Annotated in this window: 15 protein-coding genes; 7 read left to right on the forward strand and 8 right to left on the reverse strand. The window is 72.4% G+C overall.

Features of this window, described 5'->3' with window-relative positions; translation table 11 throughout:
* The first annotated feature begins 108 nt into the window (after window positions 1-108).
* The gene (locus AC27L3_RS12650) at window positions 109-1,197 is read left to right on the forward strand and encodes a PucR family transcriptional regulator (protein ID WP_487234112.1); all 1,089 of its coding nucleotides are present in this window, start codon (window positions 109-111) and stop codon (window positions 1,195-1,197) included.
* Between the two features lie 134 nt (window positions 1,198-1,331).
* Here AC27L3_RS12650 and AC27L3_RS12655 read toward each other — a convergent pair whose 3' ends face one another.
* Window positions 1,332-2,729: a DUF1996 domain-containing protein gene (locus tag AC27L3_RS12655; protein WP_487234113.1), complete on the reverse strand. Its 1,398-nt coding sequence runs from the start codon at window positions 2,727-2,729 to the stop codon at window positions 1,332-1,334.
* A 4-nt stretch (window positions 2,730-2,733) separates the two neighbouring features.
* Entirely contained in the window at window positions 2,734-3,522 is a 789-nt protein-coding gene (locus AC27L3_RS12660; protein WP_487234114.1) for a DUF4142 domain-containing protein, read from the reverse strand.
* A gap of 274 nt (window positions 3,523-3,796) precedes the next feature.
* Here AC27L3_RS12660 and AC27L3_RS12665 point away from each other — a divergent pair, with 274 nt between their 5' ends.
* Complete coding sequence (locus tag AC27L3_RS12665) at window positions 3,797-4,177, forward strand: peptidoglycan-binding domain-containing protein (protein WP_487234115.1); 381 nt, start codon at window positions 3,797-3,799, stop codon at window positions 4,175-4,177.
* Between the two features lie 111 nt (window positions 4,178-4,288).
* Here AC27L3_RS12665 and AC27L3_RS12670 read toward each other — a convergent pair whose 3' ends face one another.
* Genes AC27L3_RS12670 through AC27L3_RS12680 form a run of 3 tightly spaced genes read right to left on the reverse strand, consistent with a single transcriptional unit; the run spans window position 4,289 to window position 7,078 of the window.
* Window positions 4,289-5,494: a cytochrome P450 family protein gene (locus AC27L3_RS12670; protein ID WP_487234116.1), complete on the reverse strand. Its 1,206-nt coding sequence runs from the start codon at window positions 5,492-5,494 to the stop codon at window positions 4,289-4,291.
* Window positions 5,491-6,678: an MAB_1171c family putative transporter gene (locus tag AC27L3_RS12675; protein ID WP_487234117.1), complete on the reverse strand. Its 1,188-nt coding sequence runs from the start codon at window positions 6,676-6,678 to the stop codon at window positions 5,491-5,493. The genes AC27L3_RS12670 and AC27L3_RS12675 overlap by 4 nt, the downstream gene beginning before the upstream one ends.
* Entirely contained in the window at window positions 6,671-7,078 is a 408-nt protein-coding gene (locus AC27L3_RS12680) for a M78 family metallopeptidase domain-containing protein (RefSeq protein ID WP_487234118.1), read from the reverse strand. Before AC27L3_RS12680 ends, AC27L3_RS12675 begins: the two co-directional genes overlap by 8 nt.
* 346 nt (window positions 7,079-7,424) lie before the next feature.
* Between AC27L3_RS12680 and AC27L3_RS12685 the strand changes: the two genes are divergently transcribed.
* On the forward strand, window positions 7,425-7,934 hold the full coding sequence (locus tag AC27L3_RS12685) for an O-acetyl-ADP-ribose deacetylase (RefSeq protein ID WP_487234119.1): 510 nt from the start codon (window positions 7,425-7,427) through the stop codon (window positions 7,932-7,934).
* Window positions 7,935-7,971: 37 nt separating this feature from the next.
* Here AC27L3_RS12685 and AC27L3_RS12690 read toward each other — a convergent pair whose 3' ends face one another.
* Window positions 7,972-9,225 (reverse strand): protein-glutamine gamma-glutamyltransferase, encoded by a 1,254-nt coding sequence (locus tag AC27L3_RS12690; protein ID WP_487234120.1) that lies wholly within the window; start codon window positions 9,223-9,225, stop codon window positions 7,972-7,974.
* Window positions 9,226-9,658: 433 nt separating this feature from the next.
* On the opposite strand from AC27L3_RS12690, the gene AC27L3_RS12695 reads away from it, so the two are divergent.
* From AC27L3_RS12695 to AC27L3_RS12710, 4 genes are read left to right on the forward strand one after another with little or no spacing between them, the layout of a single operon-like run.
* Complete coding sequence (locus AC27L3_RS12695; protein ID WP_487234121.1) at window positions 9,659-11,884, forward strand: sensor histidine kinase; 2,226 nt, start codon at window positions 9,659-9,661, stop codon at window positions 11,882-11,884.
* Entirely contained in the window at window positions 11,881-12,288 is a 408-nt protein-coding gene (locus AC27L3_RS12700; protein WP_487234122.1) for a roadblock/LC7 domain-containing protein, read from the forward strand. Before AC27L3_RS12695 ends, AC27L3_RS12700 begins: the two co-directional genes overlap by 4 nt.
* Complete coding sequence (locus tag AC27L3_RS12705) at window positions 12,285-12,653, forward strand: DUF742 domain-containing protein (protein WP_487234123.1); 369 nt, start codon at window positions 12,285-12,287, stop codon at window positions 12,651-12,653. Before AC27L3_RS12700 ends, AC27L3_RS12705 begins: the two co-directional genes overlap by 4 nt.
* Window positions 12,640-13,233 (forward strand): GTP-binding protein, encoded by a 594-nt coding sequence (locus AC27L3_RS12710; protein ID WP_487234124.1) that lies wholly within the window; start codon window positions 12,640-12,642, stop codon window positions 13,231-13,233. Before AC27L3_RS12705 ends, AC27L3_RS12710 begins: the two co-directional genes overlap by 14 nt.
* A 54-nt stretch (window positions 13,234-13,287) precedes the next feature.
* On the opposite strand, the gene AC27L3_RS12715 is transcribed toward AC27L3_RS12710, so the two are convergent.
* Together AC27L3_RS12715 and AC27L3_RS12720 are read right to left on the reverse strand one after the other, a co-directional pair.
* On the reverse strand, window positions 13,288-13,848 hold the full coding sequence (locus tag AC27L3_RS12715; RefSeq protein ID WP_487234125.1) for a hypothetical protein: 561 nt from the start codon (window positions 13,846-13,848) through the stop codon (window positions 13,288-13,290).
* 66 nt (window positions 13,849-13,914) lie between these two features.
* Window positions 13,915-14,766, reverse strand: a complete 852-nt coding sequence (locus AC27L3_RS12720) for a hypothetical protein (RefSeq protein ID WP_487234126.1) — start codon at window positions 14,764-14,766, stop codon at window positions 13,915-13,917.
* Between the last annotated feature and the right edge of the window lie 97 nt (window positions 14,767-14,863).

Here is a 14,863-nt window from a genome sequence, read left to right on the forward strand (position 1 = left end):
CCCGAGACGGCGGAGGGCTGTCGATGATGCCCACTCAGGCGAGCGGATCCGAACCCCTCTTCGGATCGCTTGTCCGGTGCAAAAGTCCGGAGGTAGACGATGTGCGACATGCTCACCCGCATCTGGTCACGACCACGCCGCGAATGGACCCGCGTCCTGCGCAGGGAACTCCCCGCCGTCGCGGCCCGCATGGTCGACGAACTGCTGCGCAACACACCGGGTTTCGCGCCGGCCGTGGAGAGGCTCGGCAGGGACGTGGCACAGGCGGCGGTCGAGCAGGCCCTGCTCCTGGCCCTCGGACTGCGGGTGGGCGCCGCCGCCCGCCAGGCCCTGCCCGCGCCCGCGCGCCCCGCCGGCCGGGTGGTCACCACCATGCCCGTCGCCCGGGCCCGCCAGGTGCTCTTCGCCGCCCTCGCCGAGGAGCGCTGCCTGCCCCCCAAGGCCCTCGGCGAGCTGGCCCGGGCGGCCGGCTGGCCGCTGCCCGGCCGGGCGCGGGCGGTGATCCTGGCGAATCCTTCCGCCACCGAGACCCCCCACCTGACCGCCCAGCTCGACGGCGCCCTCGGACCGGGCCTGCTCGGCATCCTCGACACCGACGTCTGCCTGCTGGTCCCCGACCCCGGCGCCGAGACCCGCACCGCCCTGACCACCGTCCTCGGCAGCCGCACGGCCGCCGTCGGGCACGCCGTGCCCGTCGCCGACGCCGCCTCCTCCCTGCGCTGGGCCCGCCGCCTGCTCGCGCTCACCCCCGCGCACCCGGCCGGCGAGGGCCGGCGCCCCGTCTTCGTCGACGACCACCTCTCGGACCTGCTGCTGCTCCAGGACGAGTCCCTCGCCCGCGCCCTGTCCGACCGCTGGCTCGGCCCCCTCGACGGGCTCACCCCCCGGCAGAGCGAACGCCTGGAGGACACCCTGCTGGCCTGGCTGGAGAGCGGCGCCGCCCCCGAGGCCGCCCGGACCCTGCAGGTCCACCCCCAGACCGTGCGCTATCGCCTGCGCCAGATCGAGAAGCTCTTCGGCCCCGCCCTGCGCGAGCCGCGCACCCGCTTCGAGCTGGAGCTCGCCCTGCGCAGCCGCCGGCTGCTGGCCCAGTCCCGCCGGCCGCGCGCCCGCGGTGCGGCCGGGCGCGCCCGCGCCGCCGGCACCGGTACTCCTCCGCTCGGCCCGGGCCGCCAGGCCCGCGTGAACGGCCTGTGAGGGCCGGCGGGCACCCACGGCGCACTGCGGCGGCCCGGTCCTCCTGGTGGGAGGACCGGGCCGCCTTCTTCCCCGGCACCGGGCGGCTGGGGCGATGGGGAGCACCCGGCGCCGGGAGTCGCCGGCGCGCGCCTTCAGCAGCGGCGCCCGCCGTTGATGCAGCCCACCGCCTTCGCCATCAGCGCGTCGGGCATGACGTTGACGAAGTCACCGTGGTCGGTGACCGGCTTGTGCAGCTGCTCGGGGAAGCTGTCCACCGCGAACGCGGTGCGCGCCGGCACGTCGTAGGTCAGGCGCTGCACCAGCTGCGGCACCGCCGTGAAGCCGCGCGGGCAGGAACCGTCCTGCCGGGCGAAGGCCACGTGCGTGCGGTGGTTGGCGCTGTCGGTGGACCGCCCGTCCCAGCAGCTCTGGAAGGCCAGGGTGCGCACCACGCTCGACCCGGCAGGGCAGATCGGGTACTTGTCCTTCAGCTGCCGCTCCTCGAAGCCCGTGCAGCTCCAGGACGCATTCGCGTTGCGCGGACCGCTGGTGAACGCCTTGGCGTCACCGGTGATGATGCGCAGGAACCGCGGCATCGCCGCCACCTTCGTCACCGGGCTCCCGCGGAAGGTGAGCGTCACCGACGCGGGGCGCAGGATCCGGCCCATGTTCCCGTCGTGCCCGCCGCCCGGGGCGTTCGCATCGGGCGCCGCCTTGCCGTCCAGCACGCGCAGCACCGGCCAGTAGTGCGTGGAGAGGTCGCCGTTCGTGCACGTGGTGCCGGCGGCCGCCAGGGAGGCGTCGGTGGAGAACGCGTTCGTGGAGACGTTGCCGACGTAGTCGTGCGTGTGGTGCGCCCCGTTGCTCACGCCCGGGGTGACGATGACGTTGTCGGAGTTGAAGTGGCCGTTCTCGTTGCGCCCGCAGCGCGAGACGAACGTCCCCGCCGAGCCGTTGCCGCGCGCCGCCGGCTGCCGGCTCACCGGGGCGCTGCGGATGTCGGCGAAGTCCCCCGGGGCCGGGCCGCCGGGCATCGGCGCCTTGAGCACGGTGGGCTGACCGGAAGCGGCCTGCGTACGCACCGTACGGGCGCTGCACGCGCTCAGCCCCGTCAGGTCCGACGGCCTGGCGGAGCCCTCCCCGATGGCGTCGGCCATCCGCCCGATGGTCGCCGAGCGCTGCTGCTCCAGCTCGCCGAGCACCCCGGCCCCGGCAGACCCCGACGCCATGGTGCGCTCGTACGCCCGCGCCACCTGGGCGTCGAGGTCGGCCAGGCCCTGCGAGACGCGCTGCCGGGCCGCCGCCGGCACCTGCGGCAACCGGTCGCCGACGTCGGGACACGCGATGGTGCTCGCCACCGCCCCGGCCGGGGCCGCGTCGTGGGCCCCGTCCCCGGCGTGCCCGGGCTCCCGGTGCGTGCTGCCGGCCGAGGCGTTGGCCGCGATCACCGCCGTCCCGCCGCCGCCCAGCAGCAGCGCGGCGGCCGCGGCCAGCGCCCGCACCTTCAGCGGTGTACGGCGCTTGTGGCCCTGTCGTGTGGTGGGGGTCATGCGATCACTTCATCTCCTGGTCGCTGTGCGGCGGCACCCCGGCGAGGGGCGGGACCGGGTCCGGCGGAGGGGACTGGGCCGGAGCGTTGGGCACACCCGCCACGCCCGTGCCCTCCAGCACGGTGATGTGGTCGAGCACCACGGTGTTCGCGCGCGTCGCCAGCTCCCGGACCAGCGCATTGCCCGTGCGGTCCCGCACGAGCGCCACCAGGCCGAAGACCTTGCCGTGCGCGGCGCGCACCAGCTGGGCGAAGACCCGGTCGAAGTCGGCGCCCTGCGCCGTGCGGATCTGCTCCAGCCACCCCTGCTGCTGGTCCGTGGGCCGGTCCGGCAGCGCGATGCCCAGCATCCGCGCCGTGTCGACCGACCGCCGGTCCAGCTCCGCGTGCCCGCCGATCAGGTGCTCGCCCGCGGCCCGTACGGCGGTGGTGGTGCCCCGCTCGCGGGCCAGCCGGCCCGCCGGCTGCTCCCACAGCCCCGCCAGCCGCACCTTGCGCACGAAGTCGCGGTCCAGCGCCGTCAGCGGGCCGTACGCGCTCTCGCGCACCCCCTGGCCGTCGTCGCTCCACGCCGGGGCCACCGCGGCGCCCGCGGCCGCCGGCCGCGCCGCCGGGAACAGGGTCACCGGCACGATCAGCGCCACCAGGGTGGCGGCCAGCGCCCCCACCACGAGCCAGGTGCCCAGCACCCGGCCCGCACCCGCCCCGCTCACCACGGCCTCGGGGCCGGCGCGCCGGCCCCGCAGACCGGCCAGGCGCGCGGTGATGGCAGGGGCCGGACGCATACGCCGCATGGCGCCGCCTCCCTCGTTCCTCGGTGCCGTCTCATCGAACGATCGGCGACGCTAGCCGCCGGGCGGGAACGCGGAACGAGGTTCCTCGGCATGTGACAAATCCGCGGGCACCCCCGCCGGCGGCTGTTACCGTGCGCGCGCCCGGCCGAAGGTCCGGACCACAGGCCCCGAACGGCCGGAATCCGCCTCGCGCCCGCCGGACGCGGCCAGGAGGATACCCACCGGCAAAGCAAGGCCCTCACGTGTCCGTCGTGTCCATCGAGGAAGGACGAGCATGAAGCTGCGCACTTTGCCCACGACCCTGGCCCTCTCCGGCATCGTGCTGGCCGGTACGGCCGTGGCCGTCCCCGCCCAGGCGGCCGCCACCGGCACGCCGACGGCGGTCAGCGCCGTACCGGGCCCGTACGGCTGCAACTACTCCGACGGCAAGGAGCCCCAGCTCTCCCGGGGCAGCTCGGGCCGGTACGTCAAGCAGGCCCAGTGCCTGCTGCTGCACTGGGGCGAGAAGCTGCCGAAGTACGGCATCGACGGCGACTTCGGCAGCGAGACGGAGAACGCCGTCATCGACTTCCAGAAGAGCTACTGCGGGCTCGACGCGGACGGCATCGTCGGACCCAAGACGTGGTACGCCCTCAAGCACGACGGCTGTCCCTGACGGCCCACCGGCTCCCCGCCCCGCACCGCCCGGCCGCGTCCGCGCCGCCGGGCGGTGCTCCTTTCCGGTGCCCCGGCGGGGCCTTCAGGCTCCGGTGCCCCGGTGGGGCCTTCAGGCCAGCAGGAGGGGCAGCTCCTTGAGCGCGTGCGACCGGAAGGAGGAGCGCCGGCGCAGCTCCTGCGGCGCTGCGGCCACCTCGATGCGGGCGAAGCGCCGCAGCAGCGTCTCCAGGCCGATCCGTGTCTCCAGGCGGGCCAGTGGCGCGCCGAGGCAGTAGTGCAGCCCGTGCCCCAGGGCGAGGTGCTGCTTGTCGGCGCGGTGGATGTCGAAGACGTCCGGCTCCGGGTGGCGCTCGGGATCGCGGCCCGCGGCGGCGATGCCCAGCATCACCGTGTCGCCCGCCGGGATGCGCACGCCCGCGATCTCCACGTCCTCGGTGGGGAAGCGGCGGATGGCCCACTGGTTGGGCGGGGCATGGCGCAGGATCTCCTCCACCGCCGCCTCCAGCAGGCCAGGATCGGCGCGCACCTCGGCCAGCTGCCGCGGGTGCCGCAGCAGGGTCAGCAGGCCGCCTGCGATCACGTGCTGGGTGTTCTCGCTGCCGGCGAAGAGGATGAGGAACGCCAGCGACACCAGCTCGTCCTCGCTCAGCCGGTCGCCCTCGTCCCGCGCCGCGATCATCGCCGACAGCAGGTCGGGCCCCGGGGCGCCCCGCCGCGCCGCGACGAGGTCCAGCAGGAAGCGGTGGATGTGCCCGACGCACTCGGCGACCTGCCCCGGGTACGCCGGGTCGAACATCGCCCCCACCCAGGAGGAGAACGCGCCCCGGCTCCCCTCCGGCACGTCCAGCAGGTCCCCGATCACGGTGAGCGGCAGGGGATTGGCGTACGCCGCGACGAGGTCCACGGCCCCGCCGCCGGCGGCCCGCTGCGCCAGGCCGTCGGCCAGCTGCCCGGCGGCCAGGCGTATGCGCGAGCGCAGCTCCTCGACGCGGCGCGGGGTGAACGCCTGGGACACCAGGCGGCGCAGCCGCAGATGGTCGGCGGGGTCGATGTTGAGCAGGTTGGCGTCCAGGGCCGGCGGCAGCGCGAAGCCCCGGTAGCCGGTGCGGGCACGGGCCTTGTTCACCGACAGCCGCTCGTCGGTCAGCCCCGCGCGGACGTCCGCCTCGCGCAGGACCAGCCACACCGGCGAACCGTCGGGCGTCGCCACCCGGTGCACGGGACCGGCCGCGCGCAGCCGCGCGTACACCGGATAGGGGTCGGCGAAGAACGCCTCGTCGAAGGGCATGGGCAACGGGGAGGCGGAGCCGGTCATGCGATTTCCTCGGCACGGGGGCGGGGCGTGGTGGTCAGGGCTTCCTCGACGACGGGGCAGGAGCGCAGTGCCCGGGCCAGCCGGCGCTGGAAGTCCAGCTCGGCCACCAGGTCCGCGGGTTCGGCCACGCGCGGGGTGTCCGCATGCCGTTCCGGCCGCCGCCCCGCGGCCTTCGCCCGCAGCGCGTCGCGCAGCAGGGCCGCCTCCACGGCGGCGGCCGCGTCCTGCTCCGCCAGCCCGGCCGCGGCCGCCCGTTCGCGCGCCGCCTGCCCGACGGCCGGGTCCATCCAGGTGCGCAGCGCCCACTGGGCGTCCCGTATCTCGACGACCGTGCGGTACAGCCGCGTACGTACGTCGGCGCGCGCATCCAGCGGGATCACCGGTTCGGGCACCAGCGCCGTCACCTCGCGGTGCAGGGCGGACAGCTGCCGCAGGGCCCGCCGCTCCCGCCACCGCTCGGCCGGTGTGCTCAGGTGCCGGCCCCAGTCGGGGATCGTCCAGCCCGCCGTCTTGGTGATCGTGGCGATCGTCACGGCCACCTGGGCGACCGGCTCCCAGGCGCGCCCGTTCGCGCCGAACTGCCCTGCCACGACGTCCGCCGCCCGGCAGGCGCTGTAGACCAGGGCGAACGGCAGCGTGAGCGCGATCAGGTACAGCCCGCGCCGCAGCCACGGCGCGGCGGCGATCCTCGCGTAGCGCCAGCCCAGCAGGCCGACGTCGATCTGGTTCGCCGTATAGGCCAGCAAGTAGACGACGATGTAGGCCGGGTAGTACTGCGCGTGCGAGAGCGCGAAGTCGTTCGGCGCCTCCCGCTCGACGGTCGCCGCCGAGAACAGCGTCACCATCGCCACCAGGGCCAGCGCCAGCCCCAGCAGACGCGGCACGGCCTTGCGCCGGGCCACCTCGCGCTCGTACGTCAGGTGCAGCAGCACCAGTTGCTGGCAGGCGGACATCAGCACCACACAGCTCTGCGTGAGCAGCCCCGAGAAGTTGACGATGCCCACGGCTTTGCTGGTGGCCACCCAGACGGCCGGCGTGGAAACGGTGTACGTGACGAAAAGGAGCACGAAGTTGCCCGTCAGGGCGAGCTGCGTGGGTGATCGGTCGGTGCGCAGCACGCGCACCTTGTACAGCAGCGCCAGTAAGGCGACGACGGCGCAGACCGGATACAGGACGCTATTCATTTCTCCCTCGGTGGGTCGGGGACTGCAGGGCGGCGAGCCGGGCGGCGAGCTCCTGCGCCTCCGGCGGCACGGACCACGGCCGCTGCGCGGTCCAGCAACTGATGTGGCGCCCGATGAGGGACCCCACCAGCTCCGCCTCCATCTCCACGTCCGAGTGCTCGTGCTCGCGGCCCAGCGTCCGGCGCACCATGTCCGGATCCAGCGACGGCAGCAGCAGCCGCGAGGAGTCCGCCGAGAGCACCGGCGCCGCCTCGTGGTCGCACACCAGATGACCGATCTCGTGCAGGATCACCTGTTGCTGGTGGACCGGCGCCAGCCGGCGCTCGAAAATGACGTAGTCCGCGTTCTCCGCGGAGACCCACAACCCGTCCGGACTGCCCACCGGCAGCTCCAGAGCCATGAGATGAATAGGCCGACCGTGCAGGCGGCTGATGTGCCCGCAGACGTCGTCGACCGTCAGAGCCCCCGAACGCGGCAGCCCCAATGCCTGCACCCGCTGCTCGCACCGCTCCCGCAAGCCCGGCGGACGCCCCGCCCCCCGCCCCTCACCGGACCTCAGCCGCCACCGCACCACCATCACGACGAACCGTCACCACACCGCCGGACCACGCCCGTCCGGCCTCCGTTTCCTTCATGCTCCGTCACGGATCGTCCACCTTCCCTCGCGGAATGGTGCACTGCGAGGGCGACCGGGCGCAAGAAAGATCGATTCCGCACGCGATCGGGGGTGCGCGATCATGGGGCCCATGACCACCCTCACCCTCGCCCGGGGCGACATCACCCGCCAGCACGTCGACGCCGTCGTCAACGCTGCCAATTCCTCCCTTCTCGGCGGAGGCGGCGTCGACGGCGCCATCCACCGCGCCGGCGGCCCCGACATCCTCGCCGCCTGCCGCGCCCTGCGCGCCTCGCACTACGGCAAGGGCCTGCCCACGGGCGATGCGGTGGCCACCCCCGCCGGCCGCCTCGCGGCCCGCTGGGTCATCCACACGGTGGGCCCGGTGTGGTCGGCGACGGAGGACCGCTCGGCGCTTCTCGCCTCGTGCTACCGCGCGTCGCTGCGGGTGGCCGACGAGCTGGGCGCGCAGAGCGTCGCCTTCCCGGCGATCTCCACGGGCATCTACGGCTGGCCGATGGAGGACGGTGCACGCATCGCGGTCGAGACGGTGCGGGCGACGGAGACGTCGGTGGAGGAGGTCCGCTTCGTCCTGTTCGACGAGCGGGCGTACGAGGCGTTCGCCGCGCAGCTGGGGTGAATCCCGTGCGGGAACAGCCCTCCCACGCCCGCTTCCGTCACGACCAGCCTTGCTGCACCTTGGCCGGGGCGGTGTTCCAGCTCCTGGGTATGAACGTGATCATGTAGGTTCCGCGGTCGAAGTCCGCGTACCCGGCGGACCAGTTCGGGAATTTGCTCTCGTACACGTGCATGGGGCCCAGGCCGCCATGGGGCGCGTGATAGTGGTCGCCGTGGGTCCATACGGTGTTGTCGGCATCCGCCTCTGTTTGGGCCCCGAACCAGCCGTAGTCGAAATTGACCCAACTCTCTCCGGGGCGGGCGGGACTGCGCGGGATGCTCCTGTCCTTCGACATGTCGACCAGGCCGGTTCCCTGGGCGGGGCGGAAGGCCTCCGGGTCGCCGTACTTCCTCTTGTCGGCGGATCCCCGCTGGTCCTGCCCGCTCCAGAAGTGCTTCGCGTAGATGACCGCCTTCATCCTGGACGGGTCGTGGTTGCCTCCGTCCCTTTCCGTGAAGGACGGCGTGTTCCTCAGCGCCGAGTAGAAGTGCGAGCGGCTGTCCTCGTGGCGCAGGGGGTCGTTGGTGTTCGTGAGCGCCGTCTTGAGGTTGTTGAGGTAGGTCCCCTCGTCGTGGGCGCCTTCCAGGGCCTTGTTCATGACGGCCGCCACCTCACGCGCCCGCTTGAAGCCCTTCTCCTCGTCGAAGCTGTCCTTGGCGATGCGGCCCTCGAACTCGGCCCGCGTCTCGTCGGGGCGGGGGGCGAGGTTCTTGAGGTCGTTCCTGTACTTGTTCTCGTCGAAGGACGCGAACGCCAAGGTGTTCGTGGGGTAGGGTCCCGAATTGACCCAGGTGACGCCGACGCACCCGTAGGACAGCTTTTCTCGCTGCGCCTCGGTCATTTGCTGTTTCCTGCCGTCACGCTGACTGTAGACCTGCTGCCACTTGCGTATGTAGTTGTTGACGACCGTCGTGGCCCTGCCCCCATAGGCACGGTACGGGTCCGGCATCCGGTCGAGCGGCTCGGCGGGAGGGGTTTCCCGGTCATCGGAGGCGGGGGGCCGTAAGGACGGGCCGGCGCTCGGAGGGAATTCCGCCGGAGGCTTGCCGGGCAGGCCCAGAGCCAGGGCCCTTTCGTTCAGTGCGTTGATGTTCTCGACGTCGTCCCGCGTCAGGTCGTGCGTTTCGGCATAGGACCCCCTTTTCTCCCCGTTGTTGCTGCCGGCGGCCTGGCTGATCGACGGCGTGAATCCGGTGGTGCATATGACTGCACTCACGGCGGTGAAAGTAAGAATTCTCCGGCGTTTGTTCATGAGGATGCACAACTCCCTTGCTGGTGAAGTCCGGTGAAGCGAATGGCGTGCGCGAGCGCGACGGAGACGAGGGCGTGCGGCGATCTGCCGCTCAGCGCCTCGATCGCGCCGTGACGGCGGTGGCGACGCGATCGTCGTCGCAGGTGCACAGAGTGGTGCGCCGTGGCACCTCTCGACTCCTGCGCGAGTGATCAGGTCGACACGAGCAGTGATCATGTCCCCGAGTTAACGTCCCGGCAACACCACGGCTTGAAAACCGGCCAAGCCGCCACTTAGGGCATATCCAGCCACGCATCCGGGTCCTGCCTCCCGGAGTTGGCTGGTTATGATCGGCATCCACTCCGAAATGACCGGCTGTGTTTGACGAGGACTGATGACTCCCACAGGATCCGAAGACCCGGGCAAGCCGGTACGAAGCAGGCGACGACGGGCCGTGCGCCTGCGTACCCTGCTCGTCTCGCTCGCGGTGGTGCCCACCGTGGCCATGGGCGTCCAGGTCCTCATCAGCTCCGACCGATCGGTGCAGGAGTCCCGGCATCTGCGCAAGGACGTGGTGGCCGGCCGGCAGATCGGCGTACCCCTGTACCGGCTCATGACCGCCCTGCAGTCCGAGCGCGCGATCACCGCCGCGTGGTGGTCGGGCATGCCCGTGCCCGGCGCCGATCTGCGCGACCGCCGGGCCGACACCGACCGGGCCGTGGCCGCGTTCCTGAAGTCGTCGGACCCCGATCAGTTCCATTCCGACCGGGGGAAGGAGCGCCTGCGCGACGTCGCGCGGCGCCTGGCCGACCTGGGTGCGCAGCGCGAACGCGCCGACGCACGCCACGGCAGCCCGGACGATGCCGTCGAGTACTACACCGACGTGATCGGCGGAACGATCCACTGCTTCGGAGAGTTCAACCACGTCGACGACGGCGGGCTCACGCAGGAGGCGACGTCCCTCGTGGCCCTGTTCTCGGCAGCGGAGGTGGTCGCTCGCGAGGACGCCATCCTCGCGCTGGCGGGCCCCTCCGGAAAGCTGACGTCCACCAGGTTCCGTGAATTCACCGAAGCCGTGGGCGCGAGCGGCTACCTGTACGACACGATCACCGTCGACCTGCCCCTCGACGACCAGGACGCCCTGCAGCGCATCCTCACCTCGAACGCCTGGCAGACCAAGTCCCGCATCGAGAACGCGATCGTCTCCGACCACCGGGATTCCGCTTCCGGCGTCGCCCTGCCGCCGGACGTCCGCGACTGGCGGGCCGCCTACAACACCCTTTCCGCCCAGCTGGCCACCCTCGACGAAAGCGAGCTGCAGGAGCTGCTCGAACACGCCGACGACCGGGCGGCGCAGCTGGAGGACCAGGTGGTCCTGCTGGTGGCCGCCAGCGGTGCCGGCCTCCTGCTGGTCGTCGCCGTCGTGGCCTTCACCACGCGATCGGTCCTGCGCCGCCTGCGCTCCCTGCACAACCGCACGGTGAAGGTCGCAGAGGAGACCCTCCCCGCCGTCGTGGAGCGCCTCCAGCGCGGAGAGGACGTCGACACCGGCGCACTGCCGCAGGTCAGGGGCGAACGGGACGAGGTCGGCCGGATCAGCGACGCCTTCGCCCACGCCGTCGCCGTCTCCGTCGAGGGACACCGCAAGCTCGCCGACGAGCGGCAGGGCTTCAGCGTGTTCGCCTCCGGTATCGCCGCACGGACCGGCAACCTGGTCAGCCGGCAGCTCGCCCTCACCGAGCACATCCAGGACACCTTCGGCCAGGACGAGGCACTCCTCGCCGAGCTCATGAGGTCCGATCAGCTCACGGTGGGCATGCGCAGGCAGATCGAGAACCTGCTCATCCTGGCGGGCGGCGAGATCTCCGACCCGCACATGGAGCCCATGCGCATCGCCGACCTGCTGCGGGAGGCGGCCGCCGAGGTCGAGGACTTCCGGCGCATCGACCGGCACGCCATGGACGAGGCCGGGGTGGAGGCCGGCGTGATCAGCCAGCTCAGCCACCTCCTGGCAGAGCTGCTGGACAACGCCACGCGCTTCTCCCCGCCGACGGCGCGGGTCGCCATCCGGGCCGAACTGGTCGGCGACGGTCTGTGCATCGAAATCGAGGACCGCGGCCCGCGCGTGAGCGCCGAGCGGTACGAGGAGATGAACGACCGGCTGCACTCGGCCCCGCCGTACTCCGTGCTGGCCCGCAACGCGCACCGGCTCGGCCTCTTCGTGGTCGGACACCTCGCCGACCAGCTCGGGGCGACGGTCACGCTGCGCCGGTCGGCGTTCGGCGGCACCTCCGCGGTGGTGATCGTCCCGAGCGAGCACCTCGTGCCGGCCGCCCGGCACAGTACCGCGCCGCCGCCCGAGCCGACGAAGGAGGCCGCGCCCGTACCGCGGCCCGCCGAGGAGCGGCTGCCCAAGCTCGTCGTACGGCAGCGCACCGGTGCTCCGGCGCACACTCCCGCCCCCACCCCTGCCCCCGGCGCCTCGGGGGAGGCTCCCGCCCGGCCGGCTCTCCCCGAGCGCGTCCCGCAGACCCACATCTCCCGGCGGCTGCGCGAGCCGCGTGCGGCCGAACCGGTCGGCCGGGACGCGGCCACGCCCGAAGAGGTGGCCGACGCCTGGGCGGACTACGAAGACAGCACCCGGCAAGTGGAACTCGAGCTCCGACAGGACCAGCCATGACGACGCCACAGAACGATGCGATCTACAGCATCCTGGACAACAACCTGAGCAGGATCGCGGGGATCCGGGGAGCCGTACTCCTCGCCAACGACGGGATCAGGCTCAGCGCCTACATGCTGGAGCGGGATCAGGCCGAACGGGTGGCCGCGGCGGCCTCCGGCATCGCCTCCACCATGAAGGCCATCTCGCGCGAGATCGACGGCGGCCAAGTGATCCGCCAACTCGTCGAGATGGACGACCGGTACCTGTGCATCGTCGGCTGCGGATCGGGCAGCACGCTGATCGTGGTGGCCTCCCGCAAGGCACGGCTCGGCGAGCTGGGCGGCGAGACGGTCCGCGCCGCGCAGGCGCTCGGCGAGTGGCTGGACACCCCCGAACGCTCACAGGCGCCCACGTCGTCATGACGACCGAGCCCCCGCCCGGACGGCGCCGCCGGACGCGGCTGTACGCCCTCACCGACGGGCGTACCGCCGCGTCCCACCATGGCCTGACGATGGACACGGTGATCACGGCAGCCGCCGGCGCCGACCACGGTCACGGAAGCCTGCCCACGGAGTGGCAGGAGATCCTCACCCTGTGCGCGCCGCCGACCGGACGGGCGGTCGCCGAGATCGCCGCCCGGATGGGGATGCGGCTGACTCCCATGGTGGTCCTGCTCGGCGAGCTGCTGGAGCGCGGTCTGATCCGCCACCGGCCGCCGCTGGACGCCTCCGAGACCTCCAACGTCCACCTGCTCATGAAGATCAAGGACAACCTTGCCCGCCTCTGACACCGCCGACACCGCCGCACCGCAGGCGTCCCCCGTCAAGATCCTCATAGCCGGCGGCTTCGGCGTCGGCAAGACGACGCTGGTCGAGGCGATCTCCGAGATCGATCCGCTGCGTACCGAGGAGCGGCTGACGTCCGCGGGCGTCGGGGTCGACGACCTCGACGGCATCGAGAGCAAGACGGCGACCACGGTCGCGATGGACTTCGGCCGCATCACCCTCACCGACGCCGGAGTGGTCCTGTACCTGTTCGGCACACCCGGTCAGGAACGCTTCTGGTTCATGTGGGACGACCTGTTGCACGGGGCACTCGGCGCGATCGTCCTGGTCGACACCCGGAGGCTGGACCGCAGCTTCCCCGCCGTCGACTTCTTCGAGAACCGCGGACTGCCGTTCGTCGTCGGCGCGAACTGCTTCAACGGCGAGCAGCCGTACACCACCGAGGAGATCAGGGCCGCCCTGCACCTGAGGGATCCGAAGACCCCCGTCCTCCTGCTCGACGCCCGCTCCCGGGAGGACGTCCGCGGCTGCCTGCTCGCGCTCCTGGACCGGCTCATCACCCGGGCGCGCGCGGACGGGTGAACGCTGCACACCGTGCGGCCGCGTTCCCCCCGTCCCCGCCGGACGAACGCCCTCTCAGATCCGGGTGAGGGTCACGGTGGTGGGCCCCGAGGCGGAGGTGAGGCCGTGGGGGGTGAGACAGGCGGCCTGCCGGGAGGCGAGCAGGGTCACCTCGGTGACGACGGTTGCTCCCTTGAAGGCGCCGTCGGTGATGGTTCCCGTGCTCACGGTGACGATGTTTCCGTTCGGGCGTACGGCTGCCAGGCTGTGGATCGAGGCGGTCGACGTCGCGTCGCCGGGGTCGCCGTGGTGGGGGGACGCCTTCCCCTTGCCCTCACCCTTGTCGTGGCCCCAGTGGAACGTGAGGGTGCCGCTCGCGGGCCCCAGGAGGCAGGACAAGGTGCCGGCGGAGTCTCCGCCGAAGGTCGCCGAGGCGAACCTGCCGTCCGTCGAGAGAGGGCATCCGACGACTGCCCGGGACGTGACGGAGGTGGCTCTCGGCGCGAAGGTCAGCCCCGGTGCGTAGGAGGCGGCGACGGTGCCGGCGCATGTCAGGAGGGTGCCGGACGGCCGGCCGTCGGCCTGTGCCGTCCGGGCCGTGGGCGTGAGCGTCGCCGCCATGACGGCGACGCTCACGGCAAGTCCGCGGGCTCGGCGCAATCGTGTGGTGTTCACGCGGTCCCTCTCCTCGATCCCTGATGCTCAGGTGCGGTGGATGTCGACGGTGACGGTGCTCTGCTGGTGGTCCGTCGCCGTGTAGACGCGGCCTTCGTTGCCGACTCCGAACGGGGCCAGGTCCACCGGGCTGCGGGTCAGATGGGCCCCCTCGACGCGGACCTCCGCGACGTCCGGGCAGGCGTCCAGCACGGCGGTGCCCAGATGGTGGAAGGTGTGCTGACTGGAGCGGCTGGTGTGCTCGCCGAAGGCCGTGACGACGGCCTGTTCGGCGCGGGCACGGCACTGGCGATGGTCGGTGTCCGTCCCGGCGTGCCGCCACGTCACGTTCAGCCGGGCGCCGAAGACCCGGTCGGTGAAGGCCGGCGTGGTGGTGTAGGCGTCGCGCTCGAATCCCGTGAACGTCGCGCCGCCGGTCGCGAACAGCTCCAGATTCACCAGACTGCTGCGCACCACGGGTTCGCCGTGGCGCGGGAGCGTGAGGTGCGTGTGGTCCTGGGGGCGGGGCAGGGCGCAGAAGTGCTGCGCCGCGGAGGCCGGCCGGTCGCACGGGAGCGGGGAGAACTCGGCGGCGGTCAGGTGCACCTCGGCGATCCGGACGCACGGCGTCGCGGCGAGGAAGTGCTCGGCAAGGGCGAGCGCATAGGGTTCGGGTTCGGACGCCGTGTGCCGGGCGCCGAGTGCCAGGACGGAGTTGCTGATCGAACTCACGGGGATCAAACGGGTGTTGTCCCCCTCCTGGTAGACCTCGGGGTGGTCCATCAGCAGGCGGACGTCCGCCCGGAACCGGCGTACCCGGTGGTGCGGGCCGGACCGGTCCACGAGGAGGAATTCGATTCCGCATTCGCCGTAGGCGTGATCGCCGATGGAATGGCCCATCGTTCTCCGTTCGGCTGGACGAGGAGTGCGCGAACGTGCCGCGGTCACCTTCGCAGGAGCCTCTCGGACGGTCAACGGGCCCTATGTAAGTAGGAAA

The organism is Streptomyces sp. PKA51 (assembly GCF_057552455.1).

Excerpts from the sequence above, each read along its gene's own strand:
- AC27L3_RS12665 (WP_487234115.1), top strand. The coding sequence starts at position 3,797 with ATGAAGCTGCGCACTTTGCCCACGACCCTGGCCCTCTCCGGCATCGTG.
- AC27L3_RS12680 (WP_487234118.1), bottom strand. The coding sequence starts at position 7,078 with ATGGCTCTGGAGCTGCCGGTGGGCAGTCCGGACGGGTTGTGGGTCTCC.
- AC27L3_RS12675 (WP_487234117.1), bottom strand. The coding sequence starts at position 6,678 with ATGAATAGCGTCCTGTATCCGGTCTGCGCCGTCGTCGCCTTACTGGCG.
- AC27L3_RS12700 (WP_487234122.1), top strand. The coding sequence starts at position 11,881 with ATGACGACGCCACAGAACGATGCGATCTACAGCATCCTGGACAACAAC.
- AC27L3_RS12720 (WP_487234126.1), bottom strand. The coding sequence starts at position 14,766 with ATGGGCCATTCCATCGGCGATCACGCCTACGGCGAATGCGGAATCGAA.
- AC27L3_RS12655 (WP_487234113.1), bottom strand. The coding sequence starts at position 2,729 with ATGACCCCCACCACACGACAGGGCCACAAGCGCCGTACACCGCTGAAG.
- AC27L3_RS12690 (WP_487234120.1), bottom strand. The coding sequence starts at position 9,225 with ATGAACAAACGCCGGAGAATTCTTACTTTCACCGCCGTGAGTGCAGTC.
- AC27L3_RS12705 (WP_487234123.1), top strand. The coding sequence starts at position 12,285 with ATGACGACCGAGCCCCCGCCCGGACGGCGCCGCCGGACGCGGCTGTAC.
- AC27L3_RS12685 (WP_487234119.1), top strand. The coding sequence starts at position 7,425 with ATGACCACCCTCACCCTCGCCCGGGGCGACATCACCCGCCAGCACGTC.
- AC27L3_RS12670 (WP_487234116.1), bottom strand. The coding sequence starts at position 5,494 with ATGACCGGCTCCGCCTCCCCGTTGCCCATGCCCTTCGACGAGGCGTTC.
- AC27L3_RS12660 (WP_487234114.1), bottom strand. The coding sequence starts at position 3,522 with ATGCGGCGTATGCGTCCGGCCCCTGCCATCACCGCGCGCCTGGCCGGT.
- AC27L3_RS12650 (WP_487234112.1), top strand. The coding sequence starts at position 109 with ATGCTCACCCGCATCTGGTCACGACCACGCCGCGAATGGACCCGCGTC.